Origin of the sequence: Sorangium sp. So ce1153 (assembly GCF_051521595.1) — a bacterium.
Taxonomy (GTDB): Bacteria; Myxococcota_A; Polyangia; order Polyangiales; family Polyangiaceae; genus Sorangium.
Map to the genome: position 1 here is coordinate 10,764,476 of NZ_CP150361.1, position 17,016 is coordinate 10,781,491.

At 73.1% G+C, this 17,016-nt stretch carries 14 protein-coding genes; 10 read left to right on the forward strand and 4 right to left on the reverse strand.

What is annotated here, in order from left to right; genetic code table 11:
- Positions 1-101 precede the first annotated feature (101 nt).
- A complete protein-coding gene (locus tag WME85_RS38950) occupies positions 102-3,155 on the forward strand; it encodes a beta-propeller domain-containing protein (RefSeq protein ID WP_437828417.1) in 3,054 nt (1,017 codons plus the stop codon).
- A 55-nt stretch (positions 3,156-3,210) separates the two neighbouring features.
- Here WME85_RS38950 and WME85_RS38955 read toward each other — a convergent pair whose 3' ends face one another.
- A complete protein-coding gene (locus WME85_RS38955; RefSeq protein WP_437828419.1) occupies positions 3,211-3,471 on the reverse strand; it encodes a hypothetical protein in 261 nt (86 codons plus the stop codon).
- Positions 3,468-4,109 carry an RNA polymerase sigma factor gene (locus WME85_RS38960; protein ID WP_437828421.1) on the reverse strand — a complete coding sequence of 214 codons (642 nt, stop codon included), beginning with the start codon at positions 4,107-4,109 and terminating at the stop codon, positions 3,468-3,470. The genes WME85_RS38955 and WME85_RS38960 overlap by 4 nt, the downstream gene beginning before the upstream one ends.
- A 143-nt stretch (positions 4,110-4,252) precedes the next feature.
- Here WME85_RS38960 and WME85_RS38965 point away from each other — a divergent pair, with 143 nt between their 5' ends.
- From WME85_RS38965 to WME85_RS38990, 6 genes are all read left to right on the forward strand, one after another.
- Positions 4,253-4,699: a hypothetical protein gene (locus WME85_RS38965; RefSeq protein ID WP_437828423.1), complete on the forward strand. Its 447-nt coding sequence runs from the start codon at positions 4,253-4,255 to the stop codon at positions 4,697-4,699.
- A gap of 81 nt (positions 4,700-4,780) precedes the next feature.
- Positions 4,781-5,299 carry a hypothetical protein gene (locus WME85_RS38970; RefSeq protein ID WP_437828425.1) on the forward strand — a complete coding sequence of 173 codons (519 nt, stop codon included), beginning with the start codon at positions 4,781-4,783 and terminating at the stop codon, positions 5,297-5,299.
- A gap of 294 nt (positions 5,300-5,593) precedes the next feature.
- Positions 5,594-6,517, forward strand: coding sequence for a Grx4 family monothiol glutaredoxin (gene grxD / locus WME85_RS38975; RefSeq protein ID WP_437828426.1), 924 nt, complete (start codon positions 5,594-5,596; stop codon positions 6,515-6,517).
- A 131-nt stretch (positions 6,518-6,648) separates the two neighbouring features.
- Positions 6,649-8,043 (forward strand): sigma 54-interacting transcriptional regulator, encoded by a 1,395-nt coding sequence (locus WME85_RS38980; protein ID WP_437828429.1) that lies wholly within the window; start codon positions 6,649-6,651, stop codon positions 8,041-8,043.
- 251 nt (positions 8,044-8,294) lie between these two features.
- Complete coding sequence (rraA, locus tag WME85_RS38985) at positions 8,295-8,786, forward strand: ribonuclease E activity regulator RraA (RefSeq protein WP_437828431.1); 492 nt, start codon at positions 8,295-8,297, stop codon at positions 8,784-8,786.
- A gap of 212 nt (positions 8,787-8,998) precedes the next feature.
- Complete coding sequence (locus WME85_RS38990) at positions 8,999-9,247, forward strand: hypothetical protein (protein WP_020739535.1); 249 nt, start codon at positions 8,999-9,001, stop codon at positions 9,245-9,247.
- 171 nt (positions 9,248-9,418) lie between these two features.
- Here WME85_RS38990 and WME85_RS38995 read toward each other — a convergent pair whose 3' ends face one another.
- Positions 9,419-11,278: a hypothetical protein gene (locus WME85_RS38995; protein ID WP_437828433.1), complete on the reverse strand. Its 1,860-nt coding sequence runs from the start codon at positions 11,276-11,278 to the stop codon at positions 9,419-9,421.
- 100 nt (positions 11,279-11,378) lie between these two features.
- On the opposite strand from WME85_RS38995, the gene WME85_RS39000 reads away from it, so the two are divergent.
- The 3 genes from WME85_RS39000 to WME85_RS39010 all read left to right on the forward strand — a co-directional run bounded on the left by WME85_RS39000 (position 11,379) and on the right by WME85_RS39010 (position 14,941).
- Positions 11,379-12,422 (forward strand): hypothetical protein, encoded by a 1,044-nt coding sequence (locus tag WME85_RS39000; RefSeq protein WP_437828436.1) that lies wholly within the window; start codon positions 11,379-11,381, stop codon positions 12,420-12,422.
- 217 nt (positions 12,423-12,639) lie between these two features.
- The gene (locus WME85_RS39005) at positions 12,640-14,658 is read left to right on the forward strand and encodes a hypothetical protein (RefSeq protein ID WP_437828438.1); all 2,019 of its coding nucleotides are present in this window, start codon (positions 12,640-12,642) and stop codon (positions 14,656-14,658) included.
- A gap of 40 nt (positions 14,659-14,698) precedes the next feature.
- A complete protein-coding gene (locus tag WME85_RS39010; protein ID WP_437828441.1) occupies positions 14,699-14,941 on the forward strand; it encodes a hypothetical protein in 243 nt (80 codons plus the stop codon).
- A 72-nt stretch (positions 14,942-15,013) separates the two neighbouring features.
- Here the strand turns inward: WME85_RS39010 and WME85_RS39015 are convergent, their stop codons facing one another.
- Complete coding sequence (locus WME85_RS39015; RefSeq protein ID WP_437828442.1) at positions 15,014-16,987, reverse strand: DUF4041 domain-containing protein; 1,974 nt, start codon at positions 16,985-16,987, stop codon at positions 15,014-15,016.
- Positions 16,988-17,016 lie beyond the last annotated feature (29 nt).

Sequence of the window (17,016 nt, forward strand, 5' to 3'; positions counted from 1 at the left end):
CTGGCCTGCTGCTTGCTGGTGCGCCGGGCACGGGACTCCACGGGTGCAGCACGCACCGGCGCAGGCATGACGCCCTGTGTCTTGTCTTGAACGAGGTGACAATGACGTTCCTGTCCAGATCTCACGCCAGCTGGCTCGTCCTCACGGCGGCCGCTGTGTCGGCCTGGCTCACCGGCTGCCAGGTAATCACCTCGACGGGGCCCTCACCCGACGAGACCACGCCGACCGACTTCATCTCCGGCAACCCGAACGGCCCCGGGGGAAGAGACGTGAACGGGGGGGCCGACGGCGAAGGTACGAGCGCCGGCACCGGCGGCGGCGCGGTGCCCGACGACGACGGAGGAGGCGACGGCGAAGCCGAGCGCGCGATCACCGAGGCCGACATCATCCAGGTCAAGGACGGCAAGCTCTACGCGCTCTCGCAGTACTCGGGGCTCAGCATCATCGATATCTCGCGGCGCGACAGGCTGAGGCTCGTCGGGCGACACCAGGCGAGCGGGATCCCCTTCGAGATGTACCTGCGGGACGGGGTCGTCTACGCGATGTTCTCGTCGTGGGAGCATTACATCCTCGACGATTCGACCGGCGGTTACACCTCCGTGCAGACGAGCCGCATCGAGGCGCTCGACGTCTCCGACCCGGCGAACATCCAGCCGATCGGGTCGTTCGACCTACCGGGCAGCATCTCCGACTCTCGCATCGTCGGCGACGTGCTCTATGCGGTCACGTTCGAGAACGGCTATTGCTGGGGGTGCTCGAGCTCGCGGAACACCACCGTCACCTCCCTGTCCGTCGCCGACCCCGCCGACATCGACGTCGTCGATCAGCTGACCTACGGCGACGAGGACCCTTACGGCTACGGGTGGCGCCGCAGCGTGAGCGTCACCGCGGATCGCATGTACGTCGCCGGCATCGAGTGGGACGGGACCGCCGAGGGACACTCCACCATCCAGATCATCGACATCTCCGACCCCGGCGGCGCCCTCGTCGAGGGCGCGAGCGTCGAGGCCACCGGCCAGATCGAGAGCCGCTGGCAGATGGACGAGCACGAGGGCGTCCTCCGCGTCATCAGCCAGCCCGGCCTCTGGTGGAACAACCAGGCGAAGCCCGGCGTCCAGACCTTCTCCGTCGCCTCCTCGGAGGAGATCACGCCCCTCGGCTACACCGAGCTCACGCTGCCCCGGCCCGAGACGCTGCGCTCCGTCCGCTTCGACGGCGACCGCGCCTACGCGATCACGGCCGAGCAGACCGACCCGCTGTTCACCATCGACCTCAGCGACCCGGAGCACCCCGCCCAGGTCGGCGAGCTCGAGATGCCCGGCTGGGTCTACCACATGCAGCCGCGCGGCAACCGCCTGCTCGCGCTCGGGTTCGACAACGCCTCCACCGAGGCCTCGCTCCACGTCTCGCTCTTCGACGTCTCCGATCTCTCGAACCCGACGATGCTGGAGCGCGTCCACTTCGGCGGCTGGGGGGGGAGCTTCGCCGAGGACCAGGACCGGATCCACAAGGCCTTCACCATCCTCGACGACCTCGGCACGATCCTCGTGCCCTACAGCGGCTGGAGCTATGACAGCGACCAGGACGGCTGCGGCTCGTACGAGAGCGGCATCCAGCTCATCGACTTCACGACCGACTCGCTCACGAAGCGCGGCTCCGCCCCCGCGCGCGGCCAGGCGCGCCGCGCCTTCGTCCACGACGACCGGCTCTTCGCCGTCTCCGACGAGGAGGTCGGGACGTTCAACATCGATGATCGCGACGCCCCGGTCGAGGTCGCCGACCTCACCCTCGCGACGATCGTCGACAACGCGGTCGTCACCGGCGACCTCGTCGTCCGCCTGAGCACGGACTGGTGGACGAGCAGCGCGCAGGTCGAGGTCGTCCCCGCCGCGGATCCGGGCCGCGCCGAGCCGCTCGGCAAGCTCGACCTCGCGGAGCTGTCCAACGGGGCGGAGAGCGGCTGCTACGGCTCCGGTATCACCGACCCGCACATCTTCGCGCACGGGCAGTACGCCTACCTGCTCTGGGTCTCGTATTCTGCGGACTGGACGGCGCAGGTGCAGCTCGCCGTGATCGACCTCAGGAACCCCGAAGCTCCCCGCGTCGCGAGCCAGGGCGTCGTGCCGTTCCGCGGCGAGAACGGGCTCTCCTATCTGGGGTACTACGGCAACGTCGTCCAGAAGGTCGACTCCGTGGTCCAGGCGGGGAGCACCCTCGTGGTCCGCAACGTCAGCAGCGGCTACTACTACTACGATGACGAGGGCGGCGGCGCCGGGGCGCCCCCGCCTTCCGAGGCGTCGCTGGAGATCATCGACCTCTCCGACCCGTCGAGCCCGGCGCACCGCTCGGTGGCGCTGCCCGAGGGCGCTGGCTACACCGGCCTGCAGATCGACGGCACCACCGTGCTGACCTCGCACTGGGTGCCGCTGCCCGACGATCCCTCCAGGGCGCGCTTCTACATCGATCGCATCGACGTGGCCGACCCGTCGTCGCCGGTGGTGCGGGCGCCGGTCAACGTGCCCGGCTCGCTGCTCGCCTTCGACCGCACGTCCGGCCGCGCGCTCACGATGGATTACCAGACGGTCGAGTTCGAGGCGGCGGACTACGTCGCGTGCTACGGCACCTTCGGGTGGGCCGAGTTCCTGCCGCACAACCAGGAGACCCGGGAGGGCCCCGGCCTCTGCCGAGGCACGAGCCACACGCTCAAGCTCGTCGACGTCGGCGCCGAGACAGCGAGCCTCCGCGACGAGAGCCCGCTGGCCGACAACAGGTCGATGTGGGAGGTGTTCGTCGGCGATGACCGCGTCTTCATGTACACCTACGGGAGCTACTACACCGCGGACGACGGCGACACCGAGGATCGGTCCGGGGTCCTCGTGGCCAGCGGGCTGGAGGCGGGCAGCATCGAGCTCGCCCCGCAGACGGACTCGGAGATCCGCTTCGGCTGGCCGCTCCTCGCGGACGGGAAGCGCCTCCTCCTCTCCAGCTACAGCCCGCCGTCGCTCGTCGTCCTCGATGCGGCAGACCTCGACGAGCTGACGTACGAAACGAAGGGCGAGCTCTCCTCGTACCCGACCCGGGTGACGGTCTCCGGCGACCGCGCCCTCTGCCCGCTCGGGCACTACGGGCTCGAGGTCGTCGATATCGGCGACTGATCCGCGCGCCGCGCCTTCGCTGCCCATCGCGGGCAGCGGAGGCGCCGCCCGGCCCCTACCCTCCCCCGTAGATCTGCCCGATCTTCTGCACCGCATCCCACACGTACACCGCGCCCGAGCTCAGCAGCAGGCCCGGCAGGAGCACCGCCGCCCAGGCGGGCGAGGGCCGCGCGAGCGGCGCCCGGCGCTCCGCCCCCTCCGCGAGCGCGGCGCGGGCGCGGCGCCTCACCGCGTCGGCCACCGCCGGGTCGAGCGGGACGGCCGGCAGCTCGGCGAGGCCTCTCGCCAGCGGATCCTCTCCTGAGAACGGCTTCATCGAGAACCTCCGCGCGCGCGTCGATCGGCGGCGTCCGCGGCGGAGATCGGGGGCGCCGATCCCGTCCGGGGCCGCTCAGCATTTCGCTTTTCCAGGCAGGCCGCAAGCTCGGCGCGGGCGCGCGACAGGCGCTTGCGCGCGGCGTCCTCACGGACGCCGAGGACCTTCGCCACCTGCGCCGCCTCTAGCCCCTCGACGGCGCCGAGGAGCAGCACCTCGCGGTGCCCGGCCGCGAGGCTGCGGAGCGCCCCCTCGAGCGCCGCCACCTCGGCGCGGGCGTCCGCCGCGGCCTCGGGCCCGGGCGCGGCCGGCGCGGGCTCGCGGGAGAACAGCACGGCGCGCGCGAGATCGAGCACGGCGGAGCGGCGGTGGCTCCGGTAGCGGTTCCGCGCGATCGTGAACAGCCACGCGGCGAGATCGGTGTCCTCGGCCAGCCGGTCGGCGTGGCGCGCGACAGCGAGCCAGGTGTCCTGGAACAGGTCCTCGGCGACGTCCCGGCGGCCCGAGAGGCGCACGAGGAAGCTGAAGATCCGGGGGTGGTAGCGCGCGTAGAGCTCGTCGAAGGCGCGCGGGTCGCGGCGCCGCAGGCGCGCCGCGAGCGCGGCGTCGGACGGAGCAGCTGCGCCTCCCCTCTCCACGCCGCCATAACGCGCGAGCGCGCCGGGCGTGACAAGGAACTTTCCCGGTCACGCCACCGCCGGCGCCGCGTTGGAGGATGTGCAGGCCGGCGCGGACGGCGACGGCGGCACACCAACGCAGGGAGAGGAGCGGGAGGCGACCGATGTTCGATTTCTTCTTCGAGGGTGGCTGGGGGATGTGGCCCATCCTGGTCTTCGGGATGGTCACCGTCGGCGCGGCGGTCCAGTTCGCGCGGCGTCCGGAGCCCGGGAAGCTCAGGTTCATCGCGGCGATGGGGCTGACAACGCTGGTGGCGACGATTCACGCGACCTGGATCGCGCTCGGCGCTGTGTTCGGTTACCTGGAAGACCCGGCGCGGGTGCCGGACGCCGAGCTCGCGCGGGTGCTGATCGTGGGGTTGAAGGAGAGCACGCGGCCCGGCTCGTTCGGAGGGCTGCTGCTCGTGCTCGCGTGCCTGCTCTCGGCCGTGGGCGTCCTGCGCGCCGGGCGGGCGGCGGGGGGCGGCCGCGCGCTCCGCGACGAGCCGCACGAGCCGCACGAGCCGCACGAGCCGCACGAGCCGCGCGGGCCGCGCGACGCGCACCCCTGAGGGCCCCGCGCCGCGCGCGTCCCCGGGGGCCGCGCTGCGCCGGCGCTTGGCGCCGGCTCCCGGGTGCGGCACACAAGGAACATGGGCAGAGCCGAGCTCGGGCAGCTGATCGACCGCGATGACCTCGACGCCTCGGACGGCGCGCGAGGCCGCCTCTCGATCGCCGTGCCGGCGGCGTGGGCGCGCGGCGGCGCGGACATCGAGATCGCCGTGCCCGCCCGCGTCACCTGCGCGCGCTGCGACGGCGGCGGCTGCGACAGCTGCGCCCGGAGCGGCGCCCACCGCGCCCCGGCGGAGGTCGCCGAGAGGACGCTGCGGCTCCGGCTGCCCCCCGATCTCACCGGCTGCGTGACGCTCCGCCTCGTGCGCCCCTTCGGCGAGCACGCCCCGCTCGATCAGCTGCTCGTCGAGGTCCGCGCGGAGAGCGCCGCGTCCCCGGGCGTGCGCTGCGTCGCGCCGCCGCCGTCGGACGCGCTCGCGCGCCCCTCGAGCGCGAGCGGCGGGCGCGTACGCGCGCTCGGCGCGAAGCTCAGCACGCCCGCCGTGCTCGCGACCCTCGCCGCGATCGCGGCGGTCGTGGGGCTGCTATTCGGCCGCTGAGCGCGCTGCGCAGCCACCTCGTCGCGCCGCGCTGGCGCCTCATCCCACCAGGCGGCTCATCCGCAGGGCCCCTCATCCGCCAGGCGCCTCACCCGCAGGGCGCCTCGCCGTCCGCGGCGCGCTCCGTCCGCCGCCCGCGCCGAGCGCCGCGGCTCCGGCGAGACGCCCGCGGCAGACGCGAGCGCGGCGGGCCGCGGGGCCTCGCTGCCGTGCGTTGCCCATGCTAGCGAGAGGCCCGCGGACGCGCGCGGGAGAGTCGACCGCGGCGCCACGGCCGCGGAGGAGAGCAAGAACATGAGCCTGAGCGAGCCCATGCGGGCCAGGATCGCCACCATCGTCCGCGAGAACGATGTCGTCCTGTTCATGAAGGGGACGCGGAGGATGCCGCAGTGCGGCTTCTCCGCCACGGTGGTGGGCATCCTCGATGAGCACCTGCCCGAGTACCAGACGGTGGATGTCCTGTCGGACCCGGCGCTGCGCGACGGCATCAAGGAGTTCTCGAGCTGGCCGACGATCCCGCAGCTCTACATCCGCGGCGAGTTCGTCGGCGGGTGCGACATCGTGAAGGAGCTGCACGCGACCGGCGAGCTGGTGAAGGCGCTCGGGCTCTCGCAGGGCGAGCCGCAGGCGCCGCCCTCGATCCGCGTGACCCCGGCGGCCGTCGCGGCGTTCGCTTCCGCGCGGGAGTCCGACGCCGACTTCGTGCACATCGAGATCGACCCGTCCTACAGCTACGGCCTCTATTTCGGCCCGCGGCAGGCGGGCGACGTCGAGGTCCACGCGGGCGGGGCGGTGTTCCTGCTCGACCGCGCGAGCGCGCGGCGCGCCGAGGGGCTGTCGATCGACTTCGTCGACGGCCCCTCGGGCGGCTTCAAGCTGGAGAGCCCGAGCGAGCCGCCGAAGGTCAAGCAGCTCTCGCCCACCGCGCTGAAGGCGATGCTGGACAGCGGCGAGGCGCTCGAGCTCTTCGACGTCCGCACCCCGCAGGAGCGCGCGATCGCGAAGATCGAGGGGGCCCGCCTCCTCGACCAGGAAGGGCAGCGGCACCTCGACACGCTCCCCAAGGAGACGCGGATCGTCTTCCACTGCCACCACGGCGGGCGCAGCCAGGCGGCCGCGGAGCACTACCTCGCGAAGGGCTTCAGGAACCTCTACAACCTCGAAGGCGGGATCGACGCGTGGTCGCAACGGGTCGACCCGTCGGTGCCGCGGTACTGACGAGACACCACCGCGCGCCGCTCACGACGAGGAGCGCGCCGGCGTCGCACCTCACCTGAATCTTCCAGCCGCACTCCGACGAATTCCTCGGGTCCCTTCAGGGCTGCCGCGGGATCGGGTATGCGTACGGTGTGGTTGTTGACGCTCAATCGACGATCAGGGCGCGCGACGCGGCGCAGGCGCCGCCGGAGACCGCCGTGCCCGGTCTCGTGGTCATCTTCACCCGCGGCCAGCCTGCCTGCGCGCCGATCCCGCTCGGGGGCGGCGCGATCGAGCTCGGGCGCGCCCCGGCGGACGACATGGTGGTCGTCGACGACGACCAGGTGTCGCGCCGCCACGCCCGCATCTCCCTCTCGGGCCAGGGGATCGAGATCGCCGATCTCGGCAGCAGGAACGGCACCTTCGTCGATGGCAAGCAGATAGACAGCCACGTCTTCCCGTCGCTCCCGCGCGTGCTCCGGCTCGGGAGCACGCTGCTGCGCTTCGCCGCGGACATCGCGCCGTTCCAGCGGGGCGGCGTGCTGCAGCAGGAGGACGGGCTCGTCGGCCCCACGCTCCGGGAGGTCCGCGAGAAGGTCGCTCGCGCGGGGATGCGCGGCGACACGCTGCTGCTCACGGGGCCGAGCGGCTCGGGCAAGGAGCTCGCGGCGCGCGCCTTCCACGCGGCGACCGGGAGGAGCGGCCCCTTCGTGGCCGTGAACTGCGCCGCCATCCCGGAGGGCCTCGCGGAGCGGCTGTTCTTCGGCGCGCGGCGCGGGGCGTACTCGGACGCGAACGCCGACGCCGAGGGCTACGTGCAGGCCGCCCACGGCGGCACGCTGTTCCTCGACGAGGTCGCGGAGCTCGACGCGTCGGTCCAGCCCAAGCTGCTCCGCGTGCTCGAGACGCGGGAGGTGATCGCGCTCGGCGACACGCGCCCGCGCAAGGTGGAGTTCCGGCTCTGCGCGGCCACCTTGAAGGATCTCCAGGCCGAGGTCGCGGCGCGCCGCTTCCGCGAGGACCTTTATTACCGGATCGGCCGGCCCGAGGTGCGGATCCCGGCGCTGACGGAGCGGCTCGAGGAGCTGCCCTGGCTCGTCGCGGCGGAGCTCGGGCGCGACGGCGCGCGGCTCGCGCCGAGCGTCGGGCTCCTGGAGTCCTGCGCCCTGCGCGCGTGGCCCGGCAACGTGCGGGAGCTGCTCCGCGAGGTGCGGCAGGCGGGCCTCGCGGCGCTCGAGGCAGGGCGCACCGTCGTGGAGGCGTCGGATCTCGCGCCGTCCGCGGGCCTCGACATCACGGAGATCGCGAAGCGCACGCCGGCGCCGGTGGAGATGCGGCGGATCGCCATCGAGATGGCGCTGCGGCGCGAGCGGGGGAACGTCACGCGCGCGGCCCGCTCGCTCGGGATGCACAGGAACCAGCTGCGCCGCTGGCTCGTCCGCCACGGCGTCGACGCGGCGGCGTTCGCCGACCCGCGCGCGCGAGGGGGCAAGGACGACGAGCGCATCCCCCCTCCCGGGGACGCCGACCGCCGCGAGCCGTCCTGAGCGATCACGATACGAGCGCGCGAGCGCGAGAGCGGTTGAATCCGGCGCTCGGTCCCCTAGAGTGTTCTGGCGTGAAGCGGTGAATCGGGGAATAGCCCGAGTTTCTTCCTGACGCCTCACCTCTCTGTTCACTCCTCCATGGCACGTCGTGCTCCCTTCTCGCGGGTGCGCGGGCGCACGCGGACGGTGCGCGGAGGCGCGCAGGGGGAAGCGGTGCGGGCTGTTCCGGTCAAGCATGCCAAGGAGCCTCGATGAGCTCAGAGATCAGGGTTCGAACCACGGATCTGTGCGATGAGCACCCGGACGCGGTCGCCGTCGCGGATCCGATCTTCCGGGACTACGGCGGAGCGCGCCTGTTTCACGGCCGCGTCGCGACGGTCAAGGTCCATGAGGACAACGTGCTCGTCCGCAAGACGCTCGAGGAGCCGGGCGAAGGGCGGGTGCTGATCGTGGACGGCGGCGGGTCGCTCCGCTGCGCGCTCCTCGGGGACAACCTCGCCGACATCGCCCATCGGAGCGGCTGGGCCGGGCTGCTCGTGTACGGCTGCATCCGCGACGCGGAGGCGATCGCCCGCATCCCGATCGGTGTGAAGGCCCTCGCGACGCACCCGCGGAAGAGCGGCAAGAAGGGCGCGGGGGACCGCGACGTCCCCGTGACGTTCGCCGGGATCACCTATGTTCCTGGCGGATTCATCTATGCCGATCTCGACGGGGTCGTCTTCGCGAAGGGCCAGCTCACCTGAAGAGCTCGCGCGGCGGCGGGGCAAAAACGCGCTCGCCGAGCAATTTCGCCACACTCCGTGCGGACGCCCGCCGGTGATTGCTCCAGAGATTGATGTGCTCGGCTCCGGTCTGGACGCGCCGGCGTCGCGCGCTGCGTTGAAGCACGCCGTCTGGCGCGGCAGATGCATTGGCCGACGAGCACCCAACACCTCGTAGATACGGGAGGAAAAGAATGAGCAACATCACGTCCGAGCTGAAGAGCGATCTGACCAAGAGCCTGGAGTCGCTGCAGACCCTGCGCGACGAGATCCGGGTCAGGCTCCACCTGGCCGGCATGGAGGCGAAGGACGCCTGGGGCAAGCTGGAGCCCACGCTCCTCGACGCGGAGAAGCTGGCGGAGGACGTCTCGGAGACCTCCCGGAACGCGCTGCGCGACATCCTGGAGAAGGTGAAGGAGTTCCGCTCGTCGCTCCCGTCCTGATCGCCGCACAGCACAGCGCACCTCGACGTCGACAGCGCGCTGGCGGCGTTCGCCCGAGCCCCTGAGGGCTCTCGGGTGAGCGCCGCCGGCCTTGTTTTGTGGGTTTGCCTCGGGCGCCGGCGGCGCGGCCCGGCGACGGCGCGCCTCGCGCGGAGCGCCGGCGGCGCGCGGTCACCCCCGCAGCGCCGCCGAGACGACGCGCGCGATGTTGCCCCACCCCGGGGCCGCCGCGCAGGCCGCGAGTCGCTCCCCCACGACGTGGGCGCGCCGGTGATCGCAGAAGCTGGACGGCCGCGGGAAGGTGGTGAGCGGCGCGCGCAGGATCGTCTTCTCGACCTGCCCGAGCATCGCCGTGTTGTGGACGAAGCCGAGCCCGCTCTGGATGTCGGCGAGCGTGGCGCTCGGGTGCGCGCCCCAGGGCGGGACCACGGCCGCGTGCGCGGCGGCGGGCGCCTGGTTCACCGCGATCACGCCGTACCGGAGCTCGAGCAGGGCGCGCTCGAGCGCGGCGCCGACGGCGGGGTCCTCCGCGCTGATCGGGTGCGCCACGATCGACGCGCCCAGCGTGCCCCGGAGCCGGTCGTTGCAGAAGCGCGTCGCCGCCGCCAGGAACTCCACCGGGTCGCTCGTGCCGACCTCGACGACGGAGAGGAGGCCGCAGCGCGGCTCGGTCGAGAACAGCGGCTCGTCGGCGTCCGAGCCGGAGAGCCCGGTGACCAGCGTCCACGGGAGCTCCCCCGGCCCGGGCTCGCCGATGCGCACGACCCCGCGGGGCAGCGGCGCGTCGGGCGAGCCGTCGAGGAGCTCGCGCTCGAGCGGCGCGCGCCCGGCCGTGAGCGCGGCGTACCGCGCCTCGGCGTCCGGATGGCCGGAGCGCCGCGGCGGCACGGCGGAGAGCGCGCGGTGGAGCAGCCGGAGGAGCAGCGGCCGCTGCACGAAGCCCCTGGGCAGCACGAGGACCTGCGCCGCATGGCTGCCGGGCGAGGCGTTGCTCACGACCTGGCTCGCGAGGACCCGCGCCTGGAACCAGAGCTCGTCGCCGCCGTAGAGCCACGGCATCACGAGGACCGGGCTGACGCCGCCGAGCGTGGAGGAGATCGGCTTCTCCAGCAGCCGCTCTCCGGACGCTCGCCGGAGCGCCTGCGAGGGGCCCGGCGGCCCCCAGACGAGCGCGTCGTGCGCGGCCGCCGAGCCGGTGACGTGGACCTCCGCGACCGCGGGGTGGGCCGCGAGGTAGGCGCTCGCGTCCGCGCCGCCGTACACGAAGCGGAGGAGCCCGCGCGAGACGAGCGGGGCGAGGGCGCGCTCGATGATGGCGCCGAGGAGCGCGCTCCGCGGGCTCACCGCGAGCGCGACGACCCGCCCCTCGACGAAGAGCTCGTGGAGCGCCTCCCGGAGGGGGACGCTGGCGACGTCGTCCGCGCCGAGCACCAGCGCGACGCCCCCCTCGGGGTCGCGCTGCTGGTAGAAGCGCGCCTGCTCTTCACGGACGCCGGCGCGCGTCGCTCCGGGCAGCATCAGCGCGCGCGCGCGGGCGGGCCCGTGGAGCGCGGCGTCCCCGCGGCGCGCCGGGAACACCTCCACCTCGACGCGGCCGTCCGCGCGCTCGCGCACCGCGCCGCGGGCGAGCCGCGGGCGGCCGCGCGCGGCGATGTCCTCGAGCGCCTCGGCGAGGAGGCGCACGTGCGAGAGCGTCGGGTACGGCCCGGCGAGCCACGCCTCGCCGCTCGCCGCCGAGCGGGGGTCGAGCCCCATCGCGGCGCACGACGCCTCGACCTGCGGGCGCGCGGCGGCGAGCAGGCCCGGGAGCAGCGAGCGGAGCAGGGAGGCCTTGTCGCGCGGCGGCATGCGCGCGAACCCGAGGGCCGCGTCGCCCAGCTCGGAGAGCGCGCGGTCGAGCTCTACCGCCGGAGTCTCCGGTCCCCGCGCGGCGCCGGGCGCGGCCGCCGGCGCGGCCGCTGTGTCGCTGGCGGCGAGGCTTCCGGGCGCGGGATCGGCGGTGGCGGCGACGACATCGGGGGCAGGCGGCATCGGGCGGGAGACTACAAGCTGGAGATCGCGCGCGCGAGGGCGGCGAGGTTCGCGGCGCGCGTGTAGCCGGCCTGCTCGGGATTCGGTAGAGTCGACCGCCATGGATTGCGCTTTCAGCACGGGTCGGGGCTCCGCGAGCGCGCCCGTCTCCTGGATGGTTCCCCGCTCGGCGGCTTGCGGCGTCCTTCTCGGCCTCGGCGCGCTCCTCCTCGCGCCGGCGTCGGCCGCGCAACAACAGCCCGCTCAGCCGCTCCCGCAAGGCCAGGGGCAGCCCGGCGGAGCTGCCCCGCCGCAGGCCGGGTATCCTCAGCAGCAGGGATACCCTCAGCAAGGTTACCCTCAGCAGCAGGGGTATCCTCAGCAAGGTTACCCCCAGCAGCAAGGGTATCCTCAGCAGCAGGGGTACCCTCAGCAAGGCTATCCGCAGCAGGGGTATCCGCAGCAGCAGGGTTACCCTCAGCAGCAGGGGTACCCTCAGCAAGGCTATCCGCAGCAGGGCTATCCTCAGCAGCAGGGGTATCCTCAGCAAGGCTACCCGCAGCAGGGCTATCCGCAGCAGGGCTATCCGCAGCAGCCGCCCGGCTATGAGGCCTTGCCGGCCGGACCGCCGCCGCCGCCGAGGCCGCCCGAGGCCACCTGCTGCCGCTGGTCGGTCCGCTACAACGCCCTGGATCTCCTGTTCGGAAGGATGACCTTCGAGGGAGAGGTCGCTGTCGTCGGACCGCTCACCATCGGCATCACGCCGTCGTGGATCTGGGGCTCGCTCGACGACGCGACGATCGATACGACCGGATACGCGCTCGCGGCCGACGTCGGTGTCTACGTGGAGGGCAAGCCGCTCCGGGGGTTCTGGGTGAAAGGGCGCTTCGGCTACGAGTCGTTCGAGGCGGTCTACACCCCCACCACCTCCGCGGCGATCACCGGGAAGCGCGACGTGAGCAGCGCCGTCCTCGGCCTGATCATCGGCAGCACGAACATCTTCGGCCGCGACGGCGGGTTCGCCATGTCAGGCGGGTTCGGCCTCGGCGTCGCGCTCGCCCCTCCAGCGCAGATCGACATCCCCGGCTTCCGCCCGTATGTGTTCTACGAGAAGGCGGGGAAGATCAAGCTCATGGGGTCGCTCTCGCTCGGCGTCGCGTTCTGATCACGCCCGCTGCCGCCTGACCGGAAGCAGCGCGGGCGCCGCGGTCTCGTCCGCGGCGGGGCGCGCCGCCCGCGGCGGAGCGCGGCGCACCCCTGCCGCGGACGAGACCGCAGCGCGCCCCCGCCGCGGCGCTCCTGGCGCCGGCACGACGGCGCCAGGAGCGCCGCGCCGGCCACAGAACTTGGCCCCGCGCGCGGCGCCGTGGGACGTCTGCACCATGCCCTCTCGCATCGCCCGCCGCCCCGGGCCGGCGCTGCTGCTCCCGTTCCTGGCGGCGCTCGTGACGATCGCGTTCGCTCTTCCGGCGCGCGCGTGGGTCGAGGTGCACGTCGCCGGAGACGACGTGCGGCTCGCGATCGACCGCGCCGGCGCCGCCACGGTCGAGCACAAGGTCACGCTGAAGGTCTCGGGCGGGCCCCTCCGCGCCCTCGACATCCAGGGAGTCGACCCCGACGCCCAGCTCGACCAGGGCAGCTACGCCGTGCCCCTCAAGGCCGCGGAGGCGAGCTCCCTCGCGTCCGCGACGCCGGTCGAGATCGAGCTCTTGCCCCCCGACGTCCGCCCGCGCGCGGACGGCACGCTCCGCCCGCCGGCGCTGCGGGCCCGCTTCGACGGCAAGGGCCTGAGCCGCGGGGTGTTCGTGCTCTTCTTCCGCTACCGCACGGACCTCATGAAGCGGGGGCTCGTCCAGAAGGACGGCCCGAGCTCCCGCGTCGCGTGGACCGGCCCCCTCTGGGACGACGGCTACGACTCGGCGCGGCTCACCGTCGAGCTCCCGGCCGCGCCCGACGAGCCCCGCGTCGACGAGGCGCCCGAGGCGGGCGACGGCGCCGAGGCGCTCGCGGCGCCGATGACGCTCTCCACGCTCCGCCGCTCGCTCGACAAGGACGAGCTGGAGCTGCTCCGCCCGTACGCCCCGAAGGGCGAGGCCGTCCGGTGGGCGGTCCGCGCCGACGCGCGCGCCTTCCAGCCCGCGCCCGCCACGGCGACGCCCGCCGCCGACGCGCTCGGGCGGCTGGCGGACGCCGCGGCCGCGAGCCCCGATCGCAGCCGCACCGTCTACCTCGCCGCCGGGGTGGTGCTCTTCGCGATCTACAGCGCGCTCGTCGCGCTCAAGGCGCGCGAGCACGAGCGCCTCGCGCGCGCCGCGGGCGTCGCGCCGCGGCCGCTCGTCCCGATCCCGCTCGCGCCGCGCGCCGCCCTGGCGGGGCTCGCGCTCGTCGCGGGCGTCGCGCTGGAGCTCCTGCTCAGGGACGGCACCGCGGGCGCCGCGCTCGTGGCGGCGGCGACCGCCCTCGCCGCGCACCGCACCCCCCGCCCGGAGCGCGCCGGCGGGGCGCTGCGGCGCCCTGGCAAGTGGCTCCCCGTCGCGGAGGCCGAGGCCTTCCGCGAGCCGCCGCGGGTGCGCGGCGTCTACCTCGACGTCTCGACGCGCGCCGGCAAGGCGCTGCTCGTCGCGCTGCTCGCGGCCCTCGGCGGGGGCGTGTACGCCGTGGCCCGCGTCTCGCCGTACCACGCCCACCTGCTGGCGCTCGACGCGACCGCGCTGCTCGCGATCTTCTGCACCGGCCGCCTCGCCGAGCTCCCCGCCGATCCGGCGGCGCGGCCGGTCGCGTTCCTGCGCGACGTCGCGCGGCGCGTGCGCCGCACGCTGAAGGCGCCGGCGAGCGCCGACCTCCGCGCGCCGAAGGCGAGCGCGACGGCCGCGCCAAAGAGTCCTGCCGGCGCCGCGGCGAAGGCGCCCGGCGCGGCGTCCAGGGCGACCGCGAGCGCGGCGGCCCGCGGCGCGGCCGCGGCCACGGAGCTCCGCGTCGTCGGCCGCCTTCGCATCCCGGACGGCAGCCCTGACGCCGACGAGCTCCGGCTCGGCCTCTCGCCGCGCGCCGCGCTCCCCGGCTTCGTCGCGATCGAGGTCGGCGTCGTCTACGCGCCCGGCGCCGGCGGCGCCATCGGGCTGCCCGAGGTGCTGCTGCGCGTCGCCCCGGGCTCGCCCTGCGAGCACGCCGTCGAGCGGCTCGCGAGCAGCGGCCGCTCCTCGCGCGGCCGGCGCCCTGGCGAGCGCGTGCTCGCGTTCACGCCGCGGCTGCCGACCGCGCGGATGACGGCGGCCATCGCCGCCGCGCTCGTCCGCGCCGTCTCCACCCCGCCCGCGGGCGCCACGCCGACGAAGCCGCAGGGGGCCGGCGCGGCCGGCGCGCGACGGTCCCGGAACAAGGCAGTCTCCGCTGCAGCCTAGCTCCACCCACCAGGAGCCTGGCGAGGCATCCGGAGAGAGCTTGCATTGGAACTTCTCTTCGCTCGCGAGGCAGATCCCTGCCGCGGCGCCGAACCACCGAGCTTGGGCTTCGAGGCAGAAGCACCGGCACCGCGGGAAGGGATACCGCTACGAGCGACTGCCGCCCACGATCGTCTCCGGTCTCGTCGAGAAGATGCACGGGACCGCGCTCGCGGTGTTCGAGTGGGTGAGCTACATCCACCCGGTGCTCGGCGAGACGACGGTCGAGCTGGCAGAGAGGTAGCGCGCGTCCTGCGGAGGGCGGCGCGGCAGCGGGCTTGCGCCGCTCCACCGCTGGCCTTGATACGCGTCGCTGTCAGGCGGTGGCCTCCGCGAGATCGCGCTCGAACGCCGGCGAGGCTTCGGCTCTCGCTTGCGCCTCCAGCCAGGCGGATTCGTCGAAGGTCTTACTCGCCATCGCACGCTCAATCGCCTGGGTCTCTCGGAACTCCCGGGCGTCTGCCGCTAGCGTCCACGTTACCTCCAGCGACATCCGCCCGATCTCCTGTCGGATGTCGTGGAGCGGCACACGGAAGAACTCCTTGCGCGGGTTCACCTTGTTCACCTGGTTGCGGACAAAACGCTGATGGAGCGCCCGTTCGAGGGCTGGAGCATCCTGGCTAGAGATCATCGCGTGCACGTCAAACTCGAACGGCACGCTCGCATCGCCTAGCTCACGGACTCGGTCCAGGGGCTCGAGCCGCCGGGTCATGCCGATCTTGTAGACGTGCTCTCCGAACGAACCGACGTTCGAGATGATGTAGACGTGCCCGGCCTTCGTCTGCTGCGCCATCGAGACGGCGCGCTGGTTTTTCTCCTCCGCCGCGCGAAGCCGCTCGGAGAGTTCGAGGAGCTTCTGCTCGTACTTGGCGCGCTCTTCGTCGTTCGCCTTCTCCACATCGCGACGTGCCTTTTCCATCGCCTTCCTGATCGTCTCCTCCTCCTTCTCGGCCTCCTTCTTCGCTTTCTCGAACTCGCGCTGGGCTCGCTCTTCCTCCCGGATTCGCTCCTTAATCTGCCGCTGCTCCTCGCGCTCCTTCAGCTTCAGCTCCTGCGCGATCACGGCCCATCGGAGCTCCTCGAGCCGGGCGTCGAGATACTCGGGTAGGATCCGCGCCTCGCGGAAGGCGCGCCCGTTCTGGTTCACCAGCATGAACGCATCCCGGATCTTCTGCTGCAAGGTCCCAGAGTTGTCGTGCCGAACATCGGCGAGAATCGTGTCCACCTTGCCGTTGAACGCATCGAGCACGAAGGCGATGGCCGTCGTGCGCCGGTTCGCCTCCGCGTACTCGCACGTCGCCGCCGCGCCGTCGCTGATCATGTCGCGGCACTTGCCGCGGGCCGCCTTGAGGCGCTGTCCTGCCTCGGCGAAGCCGAACTCCTCGGCGAGCTCGTCCAGGAGCCCCACCGTCGGCATGACGTAGCGATCGCCGTAGCCCTCGATCACGTTCTTCATCGCCTGCGCGGTCTGCTCGAGGCGCTTCGCTTCCCGTTGCGCGGTGAGCGCAGCGCCGGCGATCTCCTCGGCGCGCCGGTTCGCGTTATCCACGATACGCGCCGCGTCGGCAGAAGCCTGGCCCAGCGTCGCTTGAACCGAGGCATGCGCCGCCGCTTGGGCGGCCTGCGCCTCTGCCGCGATCTGCGCCTTCAAGTTGTCGGCCGCGGTGTGCGCCTGCGCGTGCGTTGCGCGCGCGTCGGCGAGGAGGCGATCGGCCTCCCGTCGAGCTCCACTGGCGAGCTCCGCCGCAGCGGCCTGCGCGTTCGCCCTGAGCTGCGCTGCCCACGTCTCAGTTTGCGCCTTCAAGGCTTCGGCGGCGGCGAGCGCTTGGGCGTCCGTGGTGCGCGCGTCGGCGAGGAGGCGATCGGCCTCCCGTCGAGCGCCGCTGGCGAGTTCCGCCGCAGCGGCCTGCGCGTTCGCCCTGAGCTGCGCTGCCCACGTCTCGGTTTGTGCTCGTATTCCAGCGGCGGCGGCTTCGGCGTCGACGATCGTCTGATAGCGGCTCAGACGCTGAAGTTGCTCCTGCAGGCTTGCGACGTGCTGGCAAAGACCTCCGTTCGTATCGAGCGCCCGCTTGAGCTCGCCGCTTACCTGCTGGCGTGAGCTCTCCATTTGCCGGAGCGAGCCCTCCGCTTGCCGGAGCGAGCCCTCCGCTTGCCGGAGCGAGCCCTCCGCTTGCCGGAGCGAGCCCTCCGCTTGCCGGAGCGAGACGCTGGTCTTGTGCTCCTTAAACGCGAAGAACGCCGCGATCGCGAGCGCGACCACGAAAAGGACGATGAGAATGAGCTCCACGATGCTCCTTCTGCGGACGGCAGTACACC